This is a genomic window from Massilia suwonensis (assembly GCF_042655665.1).
GTDB lineage: Bacteria > Pseudomonadota > Gammaproteobacteria > Burkholderiales > Burkholderiaceae_D > Telluria > Telluria suwonensis.
The window spans coordinates 1,383,531-1,401,063 of the sequence record NZ_JBHSMR010000013.1 but is presented as its reverse complement, the minus strand read 5'-3'; the positions used below and the strand labels follow the sequence as shown (position 1 = coordinate 1,401,063).

Below are 17,533 nucleotides of genomic sequence, written 5' to 3'. Positions count from 1 at the left end.
CAACCAGTCGAAGGGAACGCAGCATGCACATCAAACGCAGCATGGCCATCGCCGGCATGGCACTCATGGCGACAGCAGCGGCCGCCACGGAGCAGGAGAGCACGACGATCGACATCGCCGGCCATACAGTGCCGGTCCTCAAGGGCGGCCTGTACGATCGCTACCGCTCGAATCCGCCGTTGTCCGTCATCCAGCAGGAGGCGCCCGATGTCGACCTCGGCTGGTTCAAGACCCTGAAGAAGGAAAAGGTCGACGTCGGCTTCGAGACCTGGTCGCCCAACTTCTACTACAAGGACAGCCGGATCACCGCCATCTTCACCGCCGACATCGACCGCCTGCGCGAACTGGTGCCGGCCGCGGTGCGCGAACAGGTGCAGCCGCTCCAGGTCTGGCCGGGCAGGGGCGTGGTGGCCCTGACCGCCTATGCCTATCATTACTGCGACAACGACAGCTACAACGAGATCTCGCTCTCGGTCGTCACCAATCGTCCCGGTTCAAGCAGCTTCGGGCCCTTCAGCCTGCTGGGCCAGGCGCGGGCCAAGGATTTCTGGGGCTATGTGCTGAAACTGCCGGTGAATACGGAACTGGCGCGGGTGCGCGGCGTGGTCGGTTACGGATTGCCGAAATGGCTGACCGCTATCCGCCTGCGCGAAGACGAACGGACGATCGCCTTCGAACTGATCGATCCGGACAGCGGCAAGGCCGACCTCGTGCTGGAAGGGAGCAAGCTGCCCGGATTGTCGAACGAGGCCGAGCTGGTGACCAACAGTTTCGTCAACGTCGGCCGGGACGGTGCGCTGAACTACGGCTATGCCGTGTCGCGCCAGCTCAGCCATGCGTCGAGCGGCGATGCGCAAGCGGTGCACCTGACGCTGGGCGAAGGCAGCCTCGCCGCCTACATCAAGTCCCTGAAACTGGGGAAAATGCTGCGTTACGAGTACGTCCCGGAATTCCAGAGCGCGCTGTATGCGCCGCGGCCCCTGGACGGATTGCCTCCGGGCCGCTGAAGCGTCCCGCCGCGTGCTCCGTGCCGCTTCACGATCCCTTGGCATGCGCCAGTATCCTGGCGCCGAAGCGCGCCAGCCACGCGCGGACCCGGTTGGCATCCGCCGCATGCGACAGCTTCCCCTGCGCGTCCAGGAATACCATCACCGTGGGCCGCTTTTTGACGATCGCATACAGCACCATGCAGCGGCCCGCTTCCGATATATAGCCGGTCTTTTGCAGGCGGATGCGCCAGTTCGCGTTCGCGGTCAGCCGGTTGGTATTGCGGTACACGGTGCGGGCTTTGCCCTGGCGGATGACGAAGTGGCGGTCGGTCGAGTAGCGGCGGATGACCGGATTGCGTTCGGCGGCAACGACCAGCCTGGCCAGGTCGGCCGGGGTCGAGACGTTCGCCTGCGACAGGCCAGTCGGTTCGACGTAACGCGTGTGCCCCATGCCGAGCGCCCGTGCCTTCGCATTCATGGCCTTGACGAACTTGCGTGTTCCTCCCGGATAATGGCGTCCCAAGGCCGAGGCCGCCCGGTTTTCCGAGCTCATCAGCGCCAGGTGCAGCATGTCCGCACGGGTCAGCCTGGTCCCCACCTGCAGGCGCGAGGACGAATGCTTGAGCCGGTCGATGTCCGCCTTCGTGACGGTCAGCTTCTGCTTCATGTCCTGCCGCGCGTCGAGCACGACCATCGCCGTCATCAGCTTGGTGAGCGATGCGATCGGCATGACTGCCCGCGCATTTTTCTGGTACAAGATTGCCTTGGACTTCGGGTCGATGATGACGACGGCGCTGGACCGCAGCGTTGCGAGGCGGGTGACGTGCGCGGCGTCCTGCGCGCGGGCATGTGCCGGCGGCAGGCAGAATGCCAGGCCGAGCAGCAAGAGGAAGGAAAAGAGGAACGGTCTCATACGTGGGATGGTGGGCGGTTTGCGTAAAGGTCGATCGCACGCGTCCGTATGGATGGGCGAGCGGGGCCATAGTAAGCAGCAACACTTAGCAAACACTTAGTCAGGCGGAAAGGCTGACCCACAGGAACAGGGGCGCCAGTGGCGCTAAGGCTGAGCTAAGTATCGGCCTCTACCTTTTGCCCTTGGCCGGCGTGGACTCGCAGGCCGGACGGCGAAACTCACAATAAGGAAGCAAGCAATGCGTGTCCTGCTGGTCGAAGACGACTACATGATCGGCAATGTCGTACAGCAAGCCCTGCGCGAGGCGAGTTATGGGGTGGACTGGGTCGTGGACGGCGAAGCCGCCCTGCAGTCGCTCGCCTGCCTGCCGTATGAAATGGTGCTGCTCGACCTGAACCTGCCGAAGAAGGACGGCATGTCGGTCTTGCGCAAGATCCGCGCCGGCGGCCGCCGTGTTCCCGTGCTCGTCCTCAGCGCGCGCGATGCGACCGAAGACCGCGTCGCCGGACTCGATTGCGGCGCCGACGATTTCCTCGTCAAACCCTTCCAGCTGAGCGAACTGCTGGCGCGCATGCGGGCGGTGACCCGGCGCCAGGGCCCGGCAGTCGGGCCGGCGCTGTCGAACGGGATGCTGACGCTCGATCCGGCGACCCATGAAGCCAGCAAGGACGGGGAGACGGTGCGTCTCACCGGACGCGAATTCGCGCTCCTGCAGGCATTGCTGGTCAGGCCGGGCGCGATCCTGTCGCGTACCGACCTGGAAAGCCGCATCTACGGCTGGAACGAGGAAGTCGAAAGCAATGCGGTGGAGTTCCTGATCCATTCCTTGCGCAAGAAGCTGGGCAGCGCGGCCATCAAGAACGTGCGCGGTGTCGGCTGGATGGTGCCGAAGGCGGCATGAAAACCTCCCTGCAATACCGCCTGTCCGTCTCGATTTCCTTCGCTGTCGTCGCCGTCGCCGCGATTGCGGCCGCCTTCACCTTCGCCGCGTCGTGGAAGGACGCGCACCTCGCGCAGGACAAGCAGCTGCGCCAGACCGCCTATCTCATCGGCCGTATCCAGGCGCGCCCGGTGACGCTGGCGGCGCGCCAGCGGATCGCCGGCATCGGCCGCGAGGAACGCATCGTCGTGCGCTTTCTGGAGGAAGCCGGCGACGCCGGGCCCGCCGCGCGTGACGAGCAGCCGCGCATTTCGCGGCACCTGCCCGACGGCATCCAGACGATCGGTATCGGCAACGAGTCCTGGCGCGTTTTCGTCATGTCGGCCGACGATGGCATGCGGGTAGCGGTCGCCCAGCAAACCACGGTGCGCGATGCGGTCGCGGTCAGGAGCGCACTGCGCTCGCTGCTGCCCTTTGCGCTGCTGGCGCCGGTGCTGGTGCTGCTGGTTGGCCTGCTGACCCGGAAACTGTTCCGCCCCATGCGCAAGCTGGCAGTCGAAACACGGCAGCGCAGGGGCGACGACCTCAGCCAGCTCGAACCGGCCGGGCTGCCGGACGAGGTCCAGCCCTTCGTCGCCGAAATCAACCGTCTCCTGATGCGCGTGGAGCGCGTCGTGGACGGGCAGCGGCGCTTCGTTGCCGACGCCGCCCACGAACTGCGCTCGCCGCTCACGGCGCTGAGCCTGCAGGCCGAACGGCTTGCGGCGGCGCAGATGCCTGCCGAGGCCCGCCGCCGGATGCTCGCCCTGACCGAAGGCCTGCAGCGTACCCGGCTCATGCTCGACCAGTTGCTGGCCCTGGCGCGTTCCCAGCAGGGAGGAGGGGAGGCGTCCTCTCAGGTGTCCTTGCAGCAGGCGATCCGCCTGGTCATCGAAGACCTGTATCCGCTCGCCGAGGAACGCGGCATCGACCTCGGCGTCGTCGGCGACGACGATGCGAGCGTCGCGATCGAGCCGCTCGACCTGCTCATGCTGGTCAAGAACCTCGTCGACAATGCGATCCGCTATTCGCCGCGCGGTGGACAGGTCGACGTGCAGGTGCTTGCCGCGAACGGCCCGGTCGAGGTCGTCGTCGAAGACACGGGGCCGGGCATTCCCGAGGACGAGCGCGACCGGGTATTCGATGCGTTCTACCGGGTGCCGGGAAACGGGCAGGAAGGCGGCTCCGGCCTCGGCCTGGCGATCGTCAGGGCGGTCGCGAACAAGGCCAATGCCACGGTGACGCTCGCGGACAGGCAAGGCCAACAAGGGCTGCGGGTGGCGGTCCGGTTCATGCGGTAGCGGCCGGTCCGGCGGTTTTTTTATTCCTGAATGCTTCATCGATGGACGAACAGGCAAGGCCGCTCTAGACTGCTGGGTTATCGCCATTTCGGAGCACGCCGTGGGAATCCTGGATCTTTTCAATCGCACCCCATCACCCGCCAAGTTCGCCAGGATCGTCATGCAGGCGGCCAGGGAGCGCGGCTTCGACGGCCCGATGGAATTCGACGCGTCGAACTTCCGCATCGTCATGGGCAAGAACGACGTCGTCAACCTGCACAATTTTTATCACGATTACTGCCAGGCGCCGCGTGCCAAACGCGACGAAGTCGTGGCCAGGTATTCGCACCTGTTCGTGCGCTCGGACATTCCCGACTCCTTCGAGGCGGCCAGGGGCAATCTGCTGCCGGTGCTGCGTACGCGCGCCTTCCTGCAGGCGGCGCGCTTCGCTCCGCTGCTCGATGCCGGCGTCAAGGAAACCGAATTTGCCATGGCGGACTTCAGTGCCGACACGGCGCTGCTGCTGGCCTACGACACCGAGCACCTGACGCGCGTGCTCGGCATGGAGCAGCTCGCGGCCTGGGGCGTGTCGCTGGAGGAGGCGAGCGCGATCGCGATCGACAACCTGCGCGACCTCGCCGCCGAGAAGTTCGTCCAGCTCTCGCCAACCCAGTTCGCGAGCGACTGGAATGACGCCTACGATTCGTCGCGCCTGCTGCTGGCCGACCTGGTGCACCGGGTGGCCGGGCCGCAGCCGGTGGCGATGATCCCGACGCGTGGGCGGATGCTGCTGAGCGCCACGCGCGGCAAGGCCGACCTGCTGGCACTGCTGCAAAACGCCAAGGCGGCGATCGACCAGGAAGGGCGGCGCGTGTCGATGCTGATGTACGAATTCGTCGACGGGCGGGCGCTGCCCTACCGGCCGGAGGACGAGGAGGCAGCAAGCCTGCTGGCCGATTTGCAGCGCATCGCGCTGCAGGAAGACTACGCCGAGCAGAAGCAGCTGCTCGAGCAGGTCCACGAAAAGCAGGGCGTCGACCTGTTCGTGGCCACCTACATGCTCTACAAGGGCGAGGACGAGCGCCTGTTCAGCGTCGCGACCTGGACCGAGGGCGTCGATGCCTTGCTGCCCCGTACCGACAAGCTCGCCTTCGTCGGGATGAACGACGCGGGCGAGACGCGCAGCGCGGGCGTGCTGGATTGGGAGCGGGTCGAAGCGGCGGCCGGACACTTGATGCAGCTTGATCCGGACAGTTATCCGCCCCGTTATCGGGTGAAGCGGTTTCCCGACCTGGCCAGCCTGGGTTTGCAGTAAAACGTCCCGTTCTGCAGCCGTGCACCGGCATGGTGCGAATGCCCCCGCACGCTAGTCAAACGTTTCATGGATTCAATAGCGGAAGTGTTATAGTTAATAATTCTCCAATTGTGGGGCAGCTCGTCCAGAATTCGGGCGCACCCATGAACGACGACCAAACCTAGGAAAGCATCGATGACCACGAAAGACAACGCCTCCCGTATCAGCCAGCTCATCCAGGATCACCAGGCAGAAATCGGCTCCCAATGGATTTCCCAGCTCGATGCGCTGATGGTGCGCGGCACCGCCAGCGCCAAGGAACAGCTGCGCACGCATTGCCAGCAGTTCCTGGCAGCCTTCGCCCAGGCGACCCGCGGCGGCGAACTGGAGAACATCGACCACCGTTCCTGGGACGAGGTGCGCGACCTGCTGAGCGAGATCTCGTCGACCCGCGCCAAGAGCGGCTCGACCCCGAGTGAAACGGCGACCTTCGTGTTCTCGCTGAAGCAGCCGCTGTTCTCGCAGCTGACGGCGGGCTTCGCCGGCGATGCCGAGGGGCTGGCCTCAGCTTCCTGGTCGATCGGCACGCTGCTCGACAAGCTCGGCCTGTACACGATCGAAGTGTTCCAGAAGGCCAAGGACCAGATCATCGTGCGCCAGCAGCAGGAACTGCTGGAGCTGTCGACCCCGGTGGTCAAACTGTGGAACGGCATCCTGGCGCTGCCGCTGATCGGCACCCTGGACTCGGCCCGCACCCAGGTCGTGATGGAAAACATCCTGCAAAAGATCGTCGATACCGGCGCCATGATCGCCATCATCGACATCACCGGCGTGCCGATGGTCGACACCCTGGTCGCCCAGCACCTGATGAAGACGATCGCCGCCGCGCGCCTGATGGGTGCCGACTGCATCATCAGCGGCATCCGTCCGCAGATCGCCCAGACCATCGTCCACCTCGGCGTGAACCTGGAAGACGTGATCACCAAGGCAACCCTGGCCGACGCCTTCCTGGTCGCCCTCGAGCGTACCGGCGCCTCGATCACCATCAAGAACTGAGCCTGCGATGGAACGCATCCCTATCCTGCGGATGGGCGACCTGCTCTTGGTCACCATCCAGGTCGACATGCACGACCGCCTGGCCATGACCTTGCAGGACGACCTCACCGAGCGTATCGTCCGCGATAGCGCCAAGGGCGTCCTGATCGACATCTCGGCGCTCGACCTGGTCGACTCCTTCATCGGGCGCATGATCAGCAACACCGCGGCGATGGCGCGCGTGCTCGACGCCCAGACGGTCGTCGTCGGCATGCAGCCGGCCGTCGCCATCACCCTGGTCGAGCTGGGCCTGACCCTGCACGGCGTGAAGACCGCGCTCAACGTCGAGAAGGGCATGGCCCTGCTCGGAAAGAACCTGAACAGATGAGCACCGCGGCTGAATTGGCAGTCGGATTCGAGACGGACCTGCTCGAGCTGCATGCGCGCAAGCGCGTCGAGCGTGCCAGCTTGCCGCTGCGCACCGACGAGGACGTCGTCCACCTGCGCAAGCACGTGCGCGAACGCGCCGTCGGCATCGGCCTGTCGCTGGTCGACCAGACCAAGCTGATCACCGCGGCGAGCGAACTGGCGAGAAATACGATCAAGTATGGCGGCGGTGGCGCGGTGCACCTGGATAAGCTGGCCGACGGCCTGCGCCAGGGCGTGGGCCTGGTGTTCGTCGACACCGGCCCCGGCATTCCCGACCTGGAGCTGGCGCTGCGCGACGGCTATACCACCGGCGGCGGCCTGGGCCTGGGCCTGGGCGGCTCCAGGCGCCTGGTCGACGAATTCGAGATCGACACCCGTCCGGGGGAAGGGACCGCGATCGCGGTCGTGAAATGGAAACGCTGATCAGCTCCCTCGATGCCCAGATCGCCTTCCCGATCGTGCACGCCAGCGACATCGCGGCGGCGCGCCGCGCCGGGCAGAAGCTGGCCACCGACCTCGGTTTCAACGAGACCCGCGCCGGCGCGCTGGCCCTGATCGTCACCGAGGCCGGCACCAACCTGCTCAAGCATGCGGGCGAAGGAACGCTCTACCTGAACGTGGCCCAGTCCGAAGGCGTGCCCGGCGTCGACGTGCTGGCCGTGGACAAGGGGCCCGGCATCGCCGACCTCGAGGCCTGCCTGCGCGACGGCATGTCGACCGCCGGCACGGCCGGTACCGGCCTCGGCGCGCTGCGACGTTTGTCGGACGAATTCGACGCCTGGTCCGCCCCCGATCATGGCGCCCTGTTCTTCATGCGCCTGTGGCGCGACGAGGCGGGACCGGGCCTGTGCCGGGTCGACGTCGGCGCACTGACCGTGCCGCTGGCCGGCGAGGACGAGTGCGGCGACGGCTGGGGCGTGGCCTGCGGTCCGGGCGGCGCGACCCTGCTCGCGGCCGATGGCCTCGGCCATGGACCGGATGCTGCCCGCGCCGCACGCGCCGCGCTCGGCGAGCTCGCGCACCGCCCGCAATCGGAAGCCCCGGCCCTGGTCGAGGCGGCGCACGAGGCCTTGCGCATCACGCGCGGCGCCGCGCTGGCGGCCGCGCGCATCGATTTCGCGACCGACACCATCCGCTTCGCCGGCATCGGCAACATCGGCGCCTATGTGATCGACGGCGACAAGCGGCGCCCGCTGGTTTCGCACAACGGCATCGTCGGCCACAACATGCGCAAGGTGCAGGAGTTCTCGGTGCCTTGTCCTCCCGGCGCCATCGTGATCATGCACTCGGACGGCATCCAGACCCAGTGGGACCTGGACCGCTATCCGGGCCTGCTGGCGCGCAGCCCGGCCCTGATCGCGGCCGCGCTGATGCGCGACTTCATCCGCCGCCGCGACGATGCGATGGTGCTCGTGGTGCGCCGCCACGCGGGGCGCGTCGGAGGACTGCAATGAGCCAGCGCATCCTCTCGGTCGCCCTCGAGGGGGACAAGGACGTGGTGCTGGTGCGCCAGCGCGCGCGCCAGATTTCGGACCTGCTCGGCTTCGCCAAGCAGGACCAGGTGCGCATCGCCACCGCCGTCTCGGAAGTCGCGCGCGCGGCCTGCTTCGGCGGCATCAAGGCGCGCGCCAGTTTCGTGCTGCAAGACGGGCACGCGCGCCAGCAGCTCGAGGTGACGGTCACCGCCGCCGGCGCGCCGGCGCCGGACACGAAAGCGGCGGCGCTGGCCGACGCCGCGCTGGTCACGGCGCACCGCCTGATGGATACCTGCGTGGCCGGCAGCGCTGCCGGCGGCCCCGCGATCCACATGCAGAAAGCCTTGCCGCCGCAGGGCCCCATCAGCCCGACGCGCCTGGCGCAGATCGCCACCGAACTGGCCGCGACGCCGGCCGGCAGCTCGTTCGAGGAAGTGCAGCAGCAGAACCGCGAACTGGTCGAGACCCTGGCCGAGCTGCGCGAGCGCCAGGATGACCTGCTCTCGCTGACGCGCGAGCTGGAAGACACCAACCGCGGCATCGTCGCCTTGTACGCGGAAATCGAAGACAAGGCCGAGCGCCTGCGCCGCGCCGACGAGATGAAGTCGCGCTTCCTGTCGAACACCAGCCACGAGCTGCGCACGCCGCTGTCCTCGATCCGCGCGCTATCGAAGCTGCTGCTCGACCGCATGGACGGCGAACTGACCGAGGAGCAGGAGCGCCAGGTCTGGCTGATCGAGCGCACCGCCACCGAGATGTCGGAACTGGTGAACGACCTGCTCGACCTGGCCAAGATCGAAGCCGGGCGGGTCGAACCGCAGCCGGCGCCGGTCGTGATCGAGAACCTGTTCCGCGCCCTGAAGGGCATGATGCGCCCGCTGGTCGATACCGAACGCGTCGAACTGGTGTTCGAGAACGAGGGCGTCAATGAGCCTTTCGAATCGGACGAGGGCCTGCTGTCGCAGATCCTGCGCAACTTCATCTCGAACGCACTGAAGTTCACCGAGCAGGGCTCGGTACGCGTGAGCGCGATCTACGAGTTCGAAACCGACACGCTGCGCTTTGCCGTCACCGATACCGGCATCGGCATCGAGGCCGAGCACCTGCAGCTGATCTTCGAGGAATTCACCCAGGTCGAGAACCCGCTGCAGCGCAAGAGCAAGGGCACGGGCCTGGGCCTGCCGCTGTGCCGGCGCCTGGCCGAACTGCTGGGCGGACGCGTCGACGTCAGCAGCCGTCCTGGTGTAGGCTCGACCTTCATGCTGACGCTGCCGCGTTTATTTCCCCATCCGGCGCCTGACAACGCCTGAAGAAACCGAACATGACTGCCACTCCACCTCTGATCCTCAACGTTGACGACAACGACGGCGCACGCTACGCCAAGACCCGGATCCTGCAAAGCGCGGGCTTCCGGGTGCTGGAAGCGGCCAACGGCACCGATGCACTGGCGATGGTCCGGGAAGAGAATCCGGCGCTGGTGCTGCTGGACGTGAAGCTCCCCGACATCAACGGCATCGAGGTCTGCCGCCGCATCAAGGCCGACCCCGATACCAACGGCGTGCTGGTGCTGCAGACCTCGGCCGCGCTGACCGGGCGCGCCGACAAGATCCGCGGCCTGGAGGGCGGCGCCGACAACTACCTGGCCGCGCCGATCGAGGCCGACGAACTGATCGCCAACGTGAATGCGCTGCTGCGCATGCGCCAGACCCAGGACGCGCTGCGCGAGGGCGAAGAGCGCTTTCGCCAGCTGACCGACAACATCGAGGACGTGTTCTGGATGTTCTCGGCGCCGGACGGCGTGCTGGCCTATGTCAGCCCGGCCTACGCCACCATCTGGGGCCGCAGCGTCGAGACCCTCAAGCGCCAGCACGCCAGCTGGCTGGAAAGCGTGCACCCGGACGACCGCGCGCGCCTGGCGGGGCGCTGGGCGGCGCTGGCGACCCAGCCGCACTACGACGAGGAATTCCGGCTGATCATGGCCGACGGCGCGACGCGCTGGGTGCGCGACCGCCTGTTCGCGGTGAGGAATGCGCGCGGCGAGGTGTACCGCGTGGCGCGCATCACCAGCGACATCTCGGCGAGGAAGGAAATGGAAGCGCTGCTGCGCGCGGCCGACGCCAACAAGAACCAGTTCCTGGCCACGCTGGCGCACGAGCTGCGCAACCCCCTGAGCCCGATCCGCAATGCCGCGGCCCTGCTCGGCGTGGGCGGCGCCAACGCCGGCGAACGCCATTCGCATGCGCGCGAAGTCATCCTGCGCCAGGTCGACCACCTGGCGCACCTGGTCGACGACTTGCTGGATGTTGCGCGCATCTCGGAAGGCAAGATCGTGCTGCGGCGCGAAGAGGTCAACCTGGGCGCCGTGATCGCCCAGGCGATCGAGACCGCCGGCCCGCTGATCGCCGCGCGCGGCCACCAGCTCGACGTGCGCCAGCCGGACTGCCAGGTGTGGGTGGCGGGCGACCCGGTGCGCCTGGCGCAGTCGGTCGGCAACCTGCTGCACAATGCCGCGAAATTCACGCCGAAGGGCGGGCAGATCACGCTGAGCGTGACGCTCGATGGCGAGAACGTGCAGATCGCCGTGCAGGACAACGGCATCGGCATCGCCGAGGACAACCTGCCGCGCATCTTCGGCATGTTCGCGCAGGCGGCGGTGCCGCCGGACCGCGCGCCGGAAGGGCTCGGCATCGGCCTGTCGCTGGTATCGCGCCTGCTGGAGATGCACGGCGGCCAGCTGCGCGCCGAAAGCCCGGGCATCGGCATGGGCAGCACCTTCATCGTCGAGCTGCCGGTGCTGCGCACCACGGGCAACGAGTGTGCGACCGACGCGGCGCAGGAGCAGGACGCCGACAGCGGCGGCCTGCGCGTGCTGCTGGTGGACGACAACGTCGACGCCATGGAGATGATGGGCTTCCTGCTGGCCGAGATGGGCCACGAGACCTGGACCACCTCGGATGCCGCCCAGATCGAGGCCCTGGCACTGCAGCACCGGCCGCAAGTGATCGTGCTCGACATCGGCCTGCCGGGCGCCGACGGCTACCAGCTGGCGCGCATGATCAAGGCCAATCCGGAGCTGAGGCACATCCGGCTGGTGGCGCACACCGGCTACGGCTCGCCCGACGACCGCCGCCGTGCGCAGGAGGCGGGGTTCGATGCGCACCTGGTGAAGCCGGCCGAGCTCGAGGATCTGGAGAAGGCGCTGCGCGGGTAGGGCGCGGATTTTCACACTTTGTACCGCGTGGGCATGGAATGCCCACCCTACGACCGCATGTAGGGTGGGCATTCCGTGCCCACGCGGTCTTTCGTGTCCATGCACACCCGTCGGTGAACTTCACGCCCCGCGGCCCCTCTGACATGTTCCGGCGCACGATTCACGCCCGCCGGCTTCATCGAGGAGATCCGCCATGGCCCAGCTATCGACTCCCGGCACGCCGCTCGTGCTGGCTTCCGCCCAACTGAAGCGCAATACGCCGGCCGAGGTGGCGCAGGCGAAGACCCCATGGCGCGAAGCCTCGCTCGAGTTCTGGCGCCGCCGCAACGCGGTGCTCGACGCCATTTTCTACGACCTGAAAGTCATTCACCCGCTCGAGGCCGCCGCGCTCGCACCCTGGCTGGCGCGCGAAGGCGCCTTGCTGATCGTGCCGCCGTCCGGCGCCGGTTCGCTCACGATGTGCCCGCACATCGACGACTTCGCCCGCGCCGGCGGCGAGCGCCTGCGCATCCTGGCCGTGGCCGGCGTCGGCAGCTCGGCGCTCGGCACGGCCGCCTTTGCCCGCAACGTGGCCGACGCCTTCGGCGAGCCGGTGGCGGCGCTGGTATCGGGCTACGGCCTGGCCGACCTGCTGACGGAAGCGGCGGGCGGCTGGTTCTGGTTCGGCGCGCTCAACCGCCTGCGCCATGCCTTCGAACAGCTCGACGACTTCACGCGCGGCACCGTGTTCGACCTGACCCCGGACCTGCCCGACGTCGCCCGCGCCAGCCTCGACACGCGCACGCTGTGCGCGCTGCTGACCGACCGGCGCTTTCGTTTTGGACTGTTGACGGGGCACTCGAAGGGCAACCTGGTGATTTCGGAAGCGCTGTATGCGCTGCGGGCTGCGGAGGCCGACGAGCACCTGGCGGATATGGGCATCGTCACCATCTCGGCCGCGATCGCCATGCCGCCGCGCTATCGCAAGATCGTCGACATCATCGGCGAGGTGGACTGGTTCGGGGCGCTCAATTCGAACGTGGCGATCGGGGTGGAGTACCGGCCGAAGAATGCGTGGCATCACACGAATACCGAGTTGGCGTATCACTTGCCGGTGCGCCAGGTGATGAGTAATTTACGGCGCGAGCGGGGAAACACCCTCTTACAGTAGGGTGGAGTCCTGACTCCACGCGTTGCAACGCATGCATGCCGGCAGCGCGTGATCGCCGGGTTGGCATGCGCACGTAAACGCGTGGACTCGGGAGTCCACCCTACGATTGCGACGCGCATCGGTTTGCAAAAAAAATGCCCGCACGCGGCGGGCATCGGATCCGGACAACTTGTCTTACTTGTCCGTGACGGTGAACTCGCCAAACGGCTTGAGCTGCTCCGCCACCGCCTTCGGATCGCCGACCACGACGATCGACTGCGCCTCCGGTGCGAAATACTTCTTCGACACGTCGCGCACCTGCTGCGGCGTCACCTTCTGGATCAGCGGCACGTACTGGCCGAGGAACTCCGGCGGCAGGCCGATCAGCCAGTTCTGCGCCAGCGTGCCCGCCACCGCGCCCTGCAGCTGGTTGCTGATCAGGTAGCCGCCGGCGACGTAGCGCTTGTTCATCGTCATTTCGTCCGCCGGCACCAGGTCGCTGCCGATGCGCTTGTACTCGTTGAAGTACTCGGTGAGCGCCGCGCCCGTGACTTCGTTGCGCACGTCGGCGCCGCCGACGATCGCACCGCCGACGCGGTTCATGCGCGCACTGGCCGAGGCACCGTAGGTGTAGCCCTTCTGCTCGCGCAGGTTGATGTTCACGCGGCTCGAGAAGCCGCCGCCGAGGATGGTGCTGGCCAGGCGCAGCGGCACCTGTTCGTCGGCGCTGGCCTGGATGCCGGGGCCGCCGACGCGGATGGTCGACTGCACACTGTTCGCGCGCTGCAGCAGGATGCGTGCGGGCTTGGCGGCGCGCGGCGCCGGCGCCGTCTCGGCCAGGGCAGGGCCGTCGGCCTTCCAGTCGCCGAAGGCGGCCTGCGCCAGCTTCATCGCTTCGGCTTCCTTGACGGGACCGGTGATCACCAGCAGGGCGCGGTCCGGACGGAAGCGCTTGGCGTGTTCGCTGCGCAGCAGTTCCTGCGTGGCCGAGTTGATCGACGCCTCGGTCGGCTGGGTATGGCCGTACGGGTGTTCGCCGTACACGGCTGCATTGATGGCGCGTTCGGCGCGGAAGCGCGGGGTGGCCTCGAGCGCGCGCAGCTCCTGCAGCGAGTTGGCCTTGGCCAGTTCGACTTCCTTGGCCGGGAAGCTCGGCGTGCGCACCACTTCCGCCAGCAGCGACATCATCGCCGGCGCCTGCGAGGCGACGGCGTTGGCCTGGACCAGGATGCCGTCCGAGGCCGAGCTGGCGGCCACCGAGCCGCCCATGCCCTGGGCCGCTTCGGCGATCGCGCGCGAGTCGCGCTTGGCGCTGCCTTCGTTGAGCATGTAGGCCAGCAGCTTGGCGAAGCCCGGATGGGCGCTGTCGTCGGCCGCGAAGCCGGCGCCGCGCACGGCCAGCACGTAGTCCACGCGCGGCAGGCCTTTGCGGGGCACGACCCAGACCGTCATGCCGTTGGCCAGGGTCTTCTTGATGATGGTCGGCGCCGGGATCGGCTTGTCCTTGCCGTAGGCCGGCATGGCGCCGGACTTGGCGGCGGGCGCTTCCGCAGCGAAGGCGGCAGGGGCGAAGGCCAGCGAGACGGCCAGTGTCAGCATCAGTTTTTTCATCGATGCGCTCCTCATTTCTGTGCGCCGGCAGCCGGCGCGGTTGGTGCAGCCGACGTTGCCGCCGCCGCCACCTTGGCGACGGGCTTGCGGTCGATGACGGTGCGGTTGTTCTTCACCAGGTAGGTGGAAGCCGCACGCTGGATGTCGCTTGATGTCACGCCTTCGATCCAGCCCGGGATCTTGTTGACGACGTTGGCGTCGCCCCACAGGGTCTGCAGGCGGGCCAGGGTGTCGGCGCGGCTGATGAAGCTTTCCAGGCCGTTGTTCCAGTCGGCCAGCATGCGCGTCTTGACGCGCTTCAGGGTCGCGTCGTCGACGCCGTCCTTGACGATCTTCGCGATCTCTTCGTCCATCGCGTTCAGGATGGTGTCGGCATTCGTCGTCGGCTTGTACATGGCGTACACGGTAAACAGGGTCGGGCCGTCGAATTCCCACGGGCTGGTGAGGCCGAACAGGACGTCGGTGTTGAGCGCCAGCTCGCGCCCTTTCACCAGGCCCTGGTACAGGACGGAGGCGTCGCCGCCGGCCAGCAGTTCGCCGAGGACGGCCATCGGGGCCTGGTCGCGGCTGCCGCGCTCCGGCATCTTCCAGGCCGCGGCCAGCGCCGGCACCTGGGCCAGCGCGTCGCTCTGCTCGACGCGCTTCTCGGCCTTGTTCAGCGGCTCGGAGAAGTCGCCGCCTTTCGGCACCGGACGCGCGGCGATGCCGCCGAAGTATTTCTGGGCCAGCGCAAAGCCCTGGGCCGGGGTCACGTCGCCGGCGATCGCCAGCACCGCGTTGTTCGGGCCGTAGTAGTCGCGGTGGAAGGCGCGCACGTCGTCCAGGCTGGCGCCTTCGAGGTCCTCGAAGCTGCCGTAGCCGTCGTGGTTGTTCTCCCACTTCTGGAAGGCATGCTGGCCGATGTCGATCCACATGAAGCCGCCGTAAGGCTGGTTCTTCACGTTCACGCGAATCTCTTCCTTGACCACGTCCTGCTGGTTCTTCAGCGTTTCCTTGTTGAAGTCGAGCGTCTTCATGCGGTCCGCTTCCAGCCACAGGATCGGCTCGATCGAGGACACCGGCGCGGTCTCGATGTAATTCGTGAAGTCGGCGCGGGTCGAACCGTTGTTGCGGCCGCCGCCGCCGGTGATCGTCTTGTCGAACACGCCCTTCGGCGCATTCGGCGTGCCCTGGAACATCAGGTGTTCGAACAGGTGGGCGAAGCCGGTGCGGTTCTTCGGCTCCAGGCGCATGCCGACGTGGTACACGACCGAGACGCCGACGGTGGGCGAACTGTGGTCTTCGCTGATGATGACGGTCAGGCCGTTGTCGAGTTTCTTGGTGTGGACCGGCAGGTTCCACTTGTCGCTGGTCGCCGCCAGGGCGGAGACGGACAAGCCGAGCCCGGCCAGCAGGACGGGAAGATGGCGCATGCGCATTGATGACCTCAAATGAATGGCTGAGTCGAATGAAAATCCGTCCCTGGCCTGCGAACGGAGCATTTCATCTTAGCTCAAGGGCATGCTAAAACGTAATCTTTTTCGCGTATGTATGTTGACGTAGCGTAAGTCGGCGAGCCCTGCAATTTGTCGTCCAGTCCCGTAAATCTGCAGTCTGTCGCAATCCCGGACAGGCGGGAGCCGGGGCTCGGTATAGTGATTCCATTGCCAATTTGTATAAAAATTGTCGAAGCGGCGGATTTTTCGCTGGAACCCGGCAGGGCTTGCTGGTAGGGTGGCCGCCACGCTTGTATTGACGTGCAGGGCCTCGAACAAGAACACCGCATCACGGAGAAACACATGAACAAATTCTGGAAATTCGGCCTCGCGGCCCTCGGGCTGCTGGCGCTGATGCGCCTGGCAACGGCCGCGCCCGAGAGCACCAGCGAAACGCGTCCGCTCGATGCGCGCGTGGTGCGCGTCAAGATCGACGGCGTGGTCGACCTGCGGGTGCGCCAGGGCAGCCCGGCCTCGCTCGTGCTGTCGGGCGACCCGCGCTGGATCGCGCAGATGACGACCATGCAAAGCGGCGACACGGTCGTCATCGGCACCGAGATGCACGAGATGCGCATGGGCCGCAAGAACGGCGTGCGCGCCGACCTGGTGCTGCCGAACCTGCGCGAAGTCAGCTCGGAAAGCGTCGGCATGACCGACATCAGCGGCTTCAAGGGCGAGGAACTGGAACTGTCGCTGGACGGCGCCGGTTCGATGAACGTGAACGCGGACTTCCGCGTGATTTCCGCCAGCCTGGGCGGCGTCGGCAGCATGAAGCTGGCCGGCCTGAACGCCGAGCGCATCACCCTCGACCTGCAGGGCGCCGGCTACGTGACCCTGGCCGGGCGCAGCAAGTCGCTGAAAGCCGAGCTGGGCGGCCTGGGCGGCCTGGACGCGCAACAGTTCGCCGCGGACAGCGTCACGCTCGAACTGTCGGGCCTGGGCAACGCGACGATCACGGCGAACCAGAGCGCCAACCTGAACCTGTCGGGCATGGGGTCGGTCACAGTCTACGGCAAGCCGCTGAACCGCCGGGTGAGCGTCGATGGACTGGGTAAAGTCAGCTGGAAATAGACAATCTGTTGCGATAACAAAGGTAGGCGCAAGACCGAACCACGCAGAGACAATGAAAAAATTTACTGTAGCGATCCTGCTGGCACTTGGGCTGAATTTCAGCTTGCCTTGTGCGGCGCTGGCAGGATTCCCTGAAGGGGCGAACGCATACAACGCGCGCAACTATGCGCTGGCGTTGAAAGAGATCACGCCCCTGGCGCGCGCCGGCAATCCCGAGGCCCAGCACCTGCTGGGCTTGATGTATTACATGGGCCGCGGCGTCACGCGCGACTACAAGCAGGCCTTCGGCTGGCACCTGAAGGCGGCCCAGCAGGGCAAGGCCGACGCGCAATATGTGGTCGGCGCCATGTACTACACCGGCAACGCCGTGCCGCTCGACCAGAAGCTGGCCGTCAACTGGTTCCGCCGCGCGGCCGAGCAGGGCCACGGCGAAGCCCAGCACGCCCTGGGCCTGATGTACCGCTACCACGTGGCCGGCGTGCCCGGTGATCCGGTGATCGCCTACATGCTGTGGAACCTGGCCGCGGCGAGCGGCAACCACAATGCCGTCGGCCAGCGCGCGGCCATTGCCAAGACCATGACGCAGGAGCAGATCGAGGAGGCGCAGGCCTTGTCGCGCACGTGGAAGGTGGGGACGCCATTGCCGATGCAGTCGAAGACGGGCGGGGGGTAGCAGCCTATCGAACAGGGAGCCGCGGTCCT

At 66.8% G+C, this 17,533-nt stretch carries 16 protein-coding genes; 13 read left to right on the top strand and 3 right to left on the bottom strand.

The annotated features are described in order from the left end of the window. The first annotated feature begins 23 nt into the window (after nucleotides 1-23). Nucleotides 24-1,007 (top strand): acetoacetate decarboxylase family protein, encoded by a 984-nt coding sequence (locus ACFPQ5_RS14300; protein WP_379756721.1) that lies wholly within the window; start codon nucleotides 24-26, stop codon nucleotides 1,005-1,007. 28 nt (nucleotides 1,008-1,035) lie between these two features. On the opposite strand, the gene pbpG is transcribed toward ACFPQ5_RS14300, so the two are convergent. After that, on the bottom strand, nucleotides 1,036-1,902 hold the full coding sequence (pbpG, locus tag ACFPQ5_RS14295; protein WP_379756718.1) for a D-alanyl-D-alanine endopeptidase: 867 nt from the start codon (nucleotides 1,900-1,902) through the stop codon (nucleotides 1,036-1,038). A 238-nt stretch (nucleotides 1,903-2,140) separates the two neighbouring features. Between pbpG and ACFPQ5_RS14290 the strand changes: the two genes are divergently transcribed. The 10 genes from ACFPQ5_RS14290 to ACFPQ5_RS14245 all read left to right on the top strand — a co-directional run bounded on the left by ACFPQ5_RS14290 (nucleotide 2,141) and on the right by ACFPQ5_RS14245 (nucleotide 12,695). Continuing rightward, nucleotides 2,141-2,803 carry a response regulator transcription factor gene (locus ACFPQ5_RS14290; protein WP_379756715.1) on the top strand — a complete coding sequence of 221 codons (663 nt, stop codon included), beginning with the start codon at nucleotides 2,141-2,143 and terminating at the stop codon, nucleotides 2,801-2,803. Beyond that, on the top strand, nucleotides 2,800-4,122 hold the full coding sequence (locus ACFPQ5_RS14285) for an ATP-binding protein (protein WP_379756712.1): 1,323 nt from the start codon (nucleotides 2,800-2,802) through the stop codon (nucleotides 4,120-4,122). The genes ACFPQ5_RS14290 and ACFPQ5_RS14285 overlap by 4 nt, the downstream gene beginning before the upstream one ends. Nucleotides 4,123-4,222: 100 nt before the next feature. Continuing rightward, on the top strand, nucleotides 4,223-5,416 hold the full coding sequence (locus ACFPQ5_RS14280; RefSeq protein ID WP_379756709.1) for a DUF1444 domain-containing protein: 1,194 nt from the start codon (nucleotides 4,223-4,225) through the stop codon (nucleotides 5,414-5,416). Nucleotides 5,417-5,590: 174 nt separating this feature from the next. Further along, nucleotides 5,591-6,451, top strand: a complete 861-nt coding sequence (locus ACFPQ5_RS14275) for an STAS domain-containing protein (RefSeq protein ID WP_379756706.1) — start codon at nucleotides 5,591-5,593, stop codon at nucleotides 6,449-6,451. 7 nt (nucleotides 6,452-6,458) lie between these two features. After that, nucleotides 6,459-6,818 carry an STAS domain-containing protein gene (locus ACFPQ5_RS14270; RefSeq protein ID WP_312550807.1) on the top strand — a complete coding sequence of 120 codons (360 nt, stop codon included), beginning with the start codon at nucleotides 6,459-6,461 and terminating at the stop codon, nucleotides 6,816-6,818. Beyond that, entirely contained in the window at nucleotides 6,815-7,282 is a 468-nt protein-coding gene (locus tag ACFPQ5_RS14265; RefSeq protein ID WP_379756703.1) for an anti-sigma regulatory factor, read from the top strand. The genes ACFPQ5_RS14270 and ACFPQ5_RS14265 overlap by 4 nt, the downstream gene beginning before the upstream one ends. Then, complete coding sequence (locus tag ACFPQ5_RS14260) at nucleotides 7,270-8,313, top strand: ATP-binding SpoIIE family protein phosphatase (protein ID WP_379756700.1); 1,044 nt, start codon at nucleotides 7,270-7,272, stop codon at nucleotides 8,311-8,313. Before ACFPQ5_RS14265 ends, ACFPQ5_RS14260 begins: the two co-directional genes overlap by 13 nt. After that, nucleotides 8,310-9,644, top strand: coding sequence for an ATP-binding protein (locus ACFPQ5_RS14255; RefSeq protein ID WP_379756696.1), 1,335 nt, complete (start codon nucleotides 8,310-8,312; stop codon nucleotides 9,642-9,644). The genes ACFPQ5_RS14260 and ACFPQ5_RS14255 overlap by 4 nt, the downstream gene beginning before the upstream one ends. 11 nt (nucleotides 9,645-9,655) lie before the next feature. After that, nucleotides 9,656-11,545 carry a hybrid sensor histidine kinase/response regulator gene (locus ACFPQ5_RS14250; protein WP_379756693.1) on the top strand — a complete coding sequence of 630 codons (1,890 nt, stop codon included), beginning with the start codon at nucleotides 9,656-9,658 and terminating at the stop codon, nucleotides 11,543-11,545. Nucleotides 11,546-11,738: 193 nt separating this feature from the next. After that, complete coding sequence (locus ACFPQ5_RS14245; RefSeq protein ID WP_379756690.1) at nucleotides 11,739-12,695, top strand: hypothetical protein; 957 nt, start codon at nucleotides 11,739-11,741, stop codon at nucleotides 12,693-12,695. Nucleotides 12,696-12,869: 174 nt separating this feature from the next. Here the strand turns inward: ACFPQ5_RS14245 and ACFPQ5_RS14240 are convergent, their stop codons facing one another. Together ACFPQ5_RS14240 and ACFPQ5_RS14235 are read right to left on the bottom strand one after the other, a co-directional pair. Further along, a complete protein-coding gene (locus ACFPQ5_RS14240; protein WP_379756687.1) occupies nucleotides 12,870-14,285 on the bottom strand; it encodes a M16 family metallopeptidase in 1,416 nt (471 codons plus the stop codon). A gap of 11 nt (nucleotides 14,286-14,296) precedes the next feature. After that, nucleotides 14,297-15,697: a M16 family metallopeptidase gene (locus ACFPQ5_RS14235; RefSeq protein WP_379756684.1), complete on the bottom strand. Its 1,401-nt coding sequence runs from the start codon at nucleotides 15,695-15,697 to the stop codon at nucleotides 14,297-14,299. Between the two features lie 366 nt (nucleotides 15,698-16,063). On the opposite strand from ACFPQ5_RS14235, the gene ACFPQ5_RS14230 reads away from it, so the two are divergent. Together ACFPQ5_RS14230 and ACFPQ5_RS14225 are read left to right on the top strand one after the other, a co-directional pair. Further along, the gene (locus ACFPQ5_RS14230; protein ID WP_379756681.1) at nucleotides 16,064-16,831 is read left to right on the top strand and encodes a GIN domain-containing protein; all 768 of its coding nucleotides are present in this window, start codon (nucleotides 16,064-16,066) and stop codon (nucleotides 16,829-16,831) included. A 52-nt stretch (nucleotides 16,832-16,883) separates the two neighbouring features. Further along, nucleotides 16,884-17,504, top strand: a complete 621-nt coding sequence (locus ACFPQ5_RS14225; RefSeq protein WP_379756678.1) for a tetratricopeptide repeat protein — start codon at nucleotides 16,884-16,886, stop codon at nucleotides 17,502-17,504. Nucleotides 17,505-17,533 lie beyond the last annotated feature (29 nt).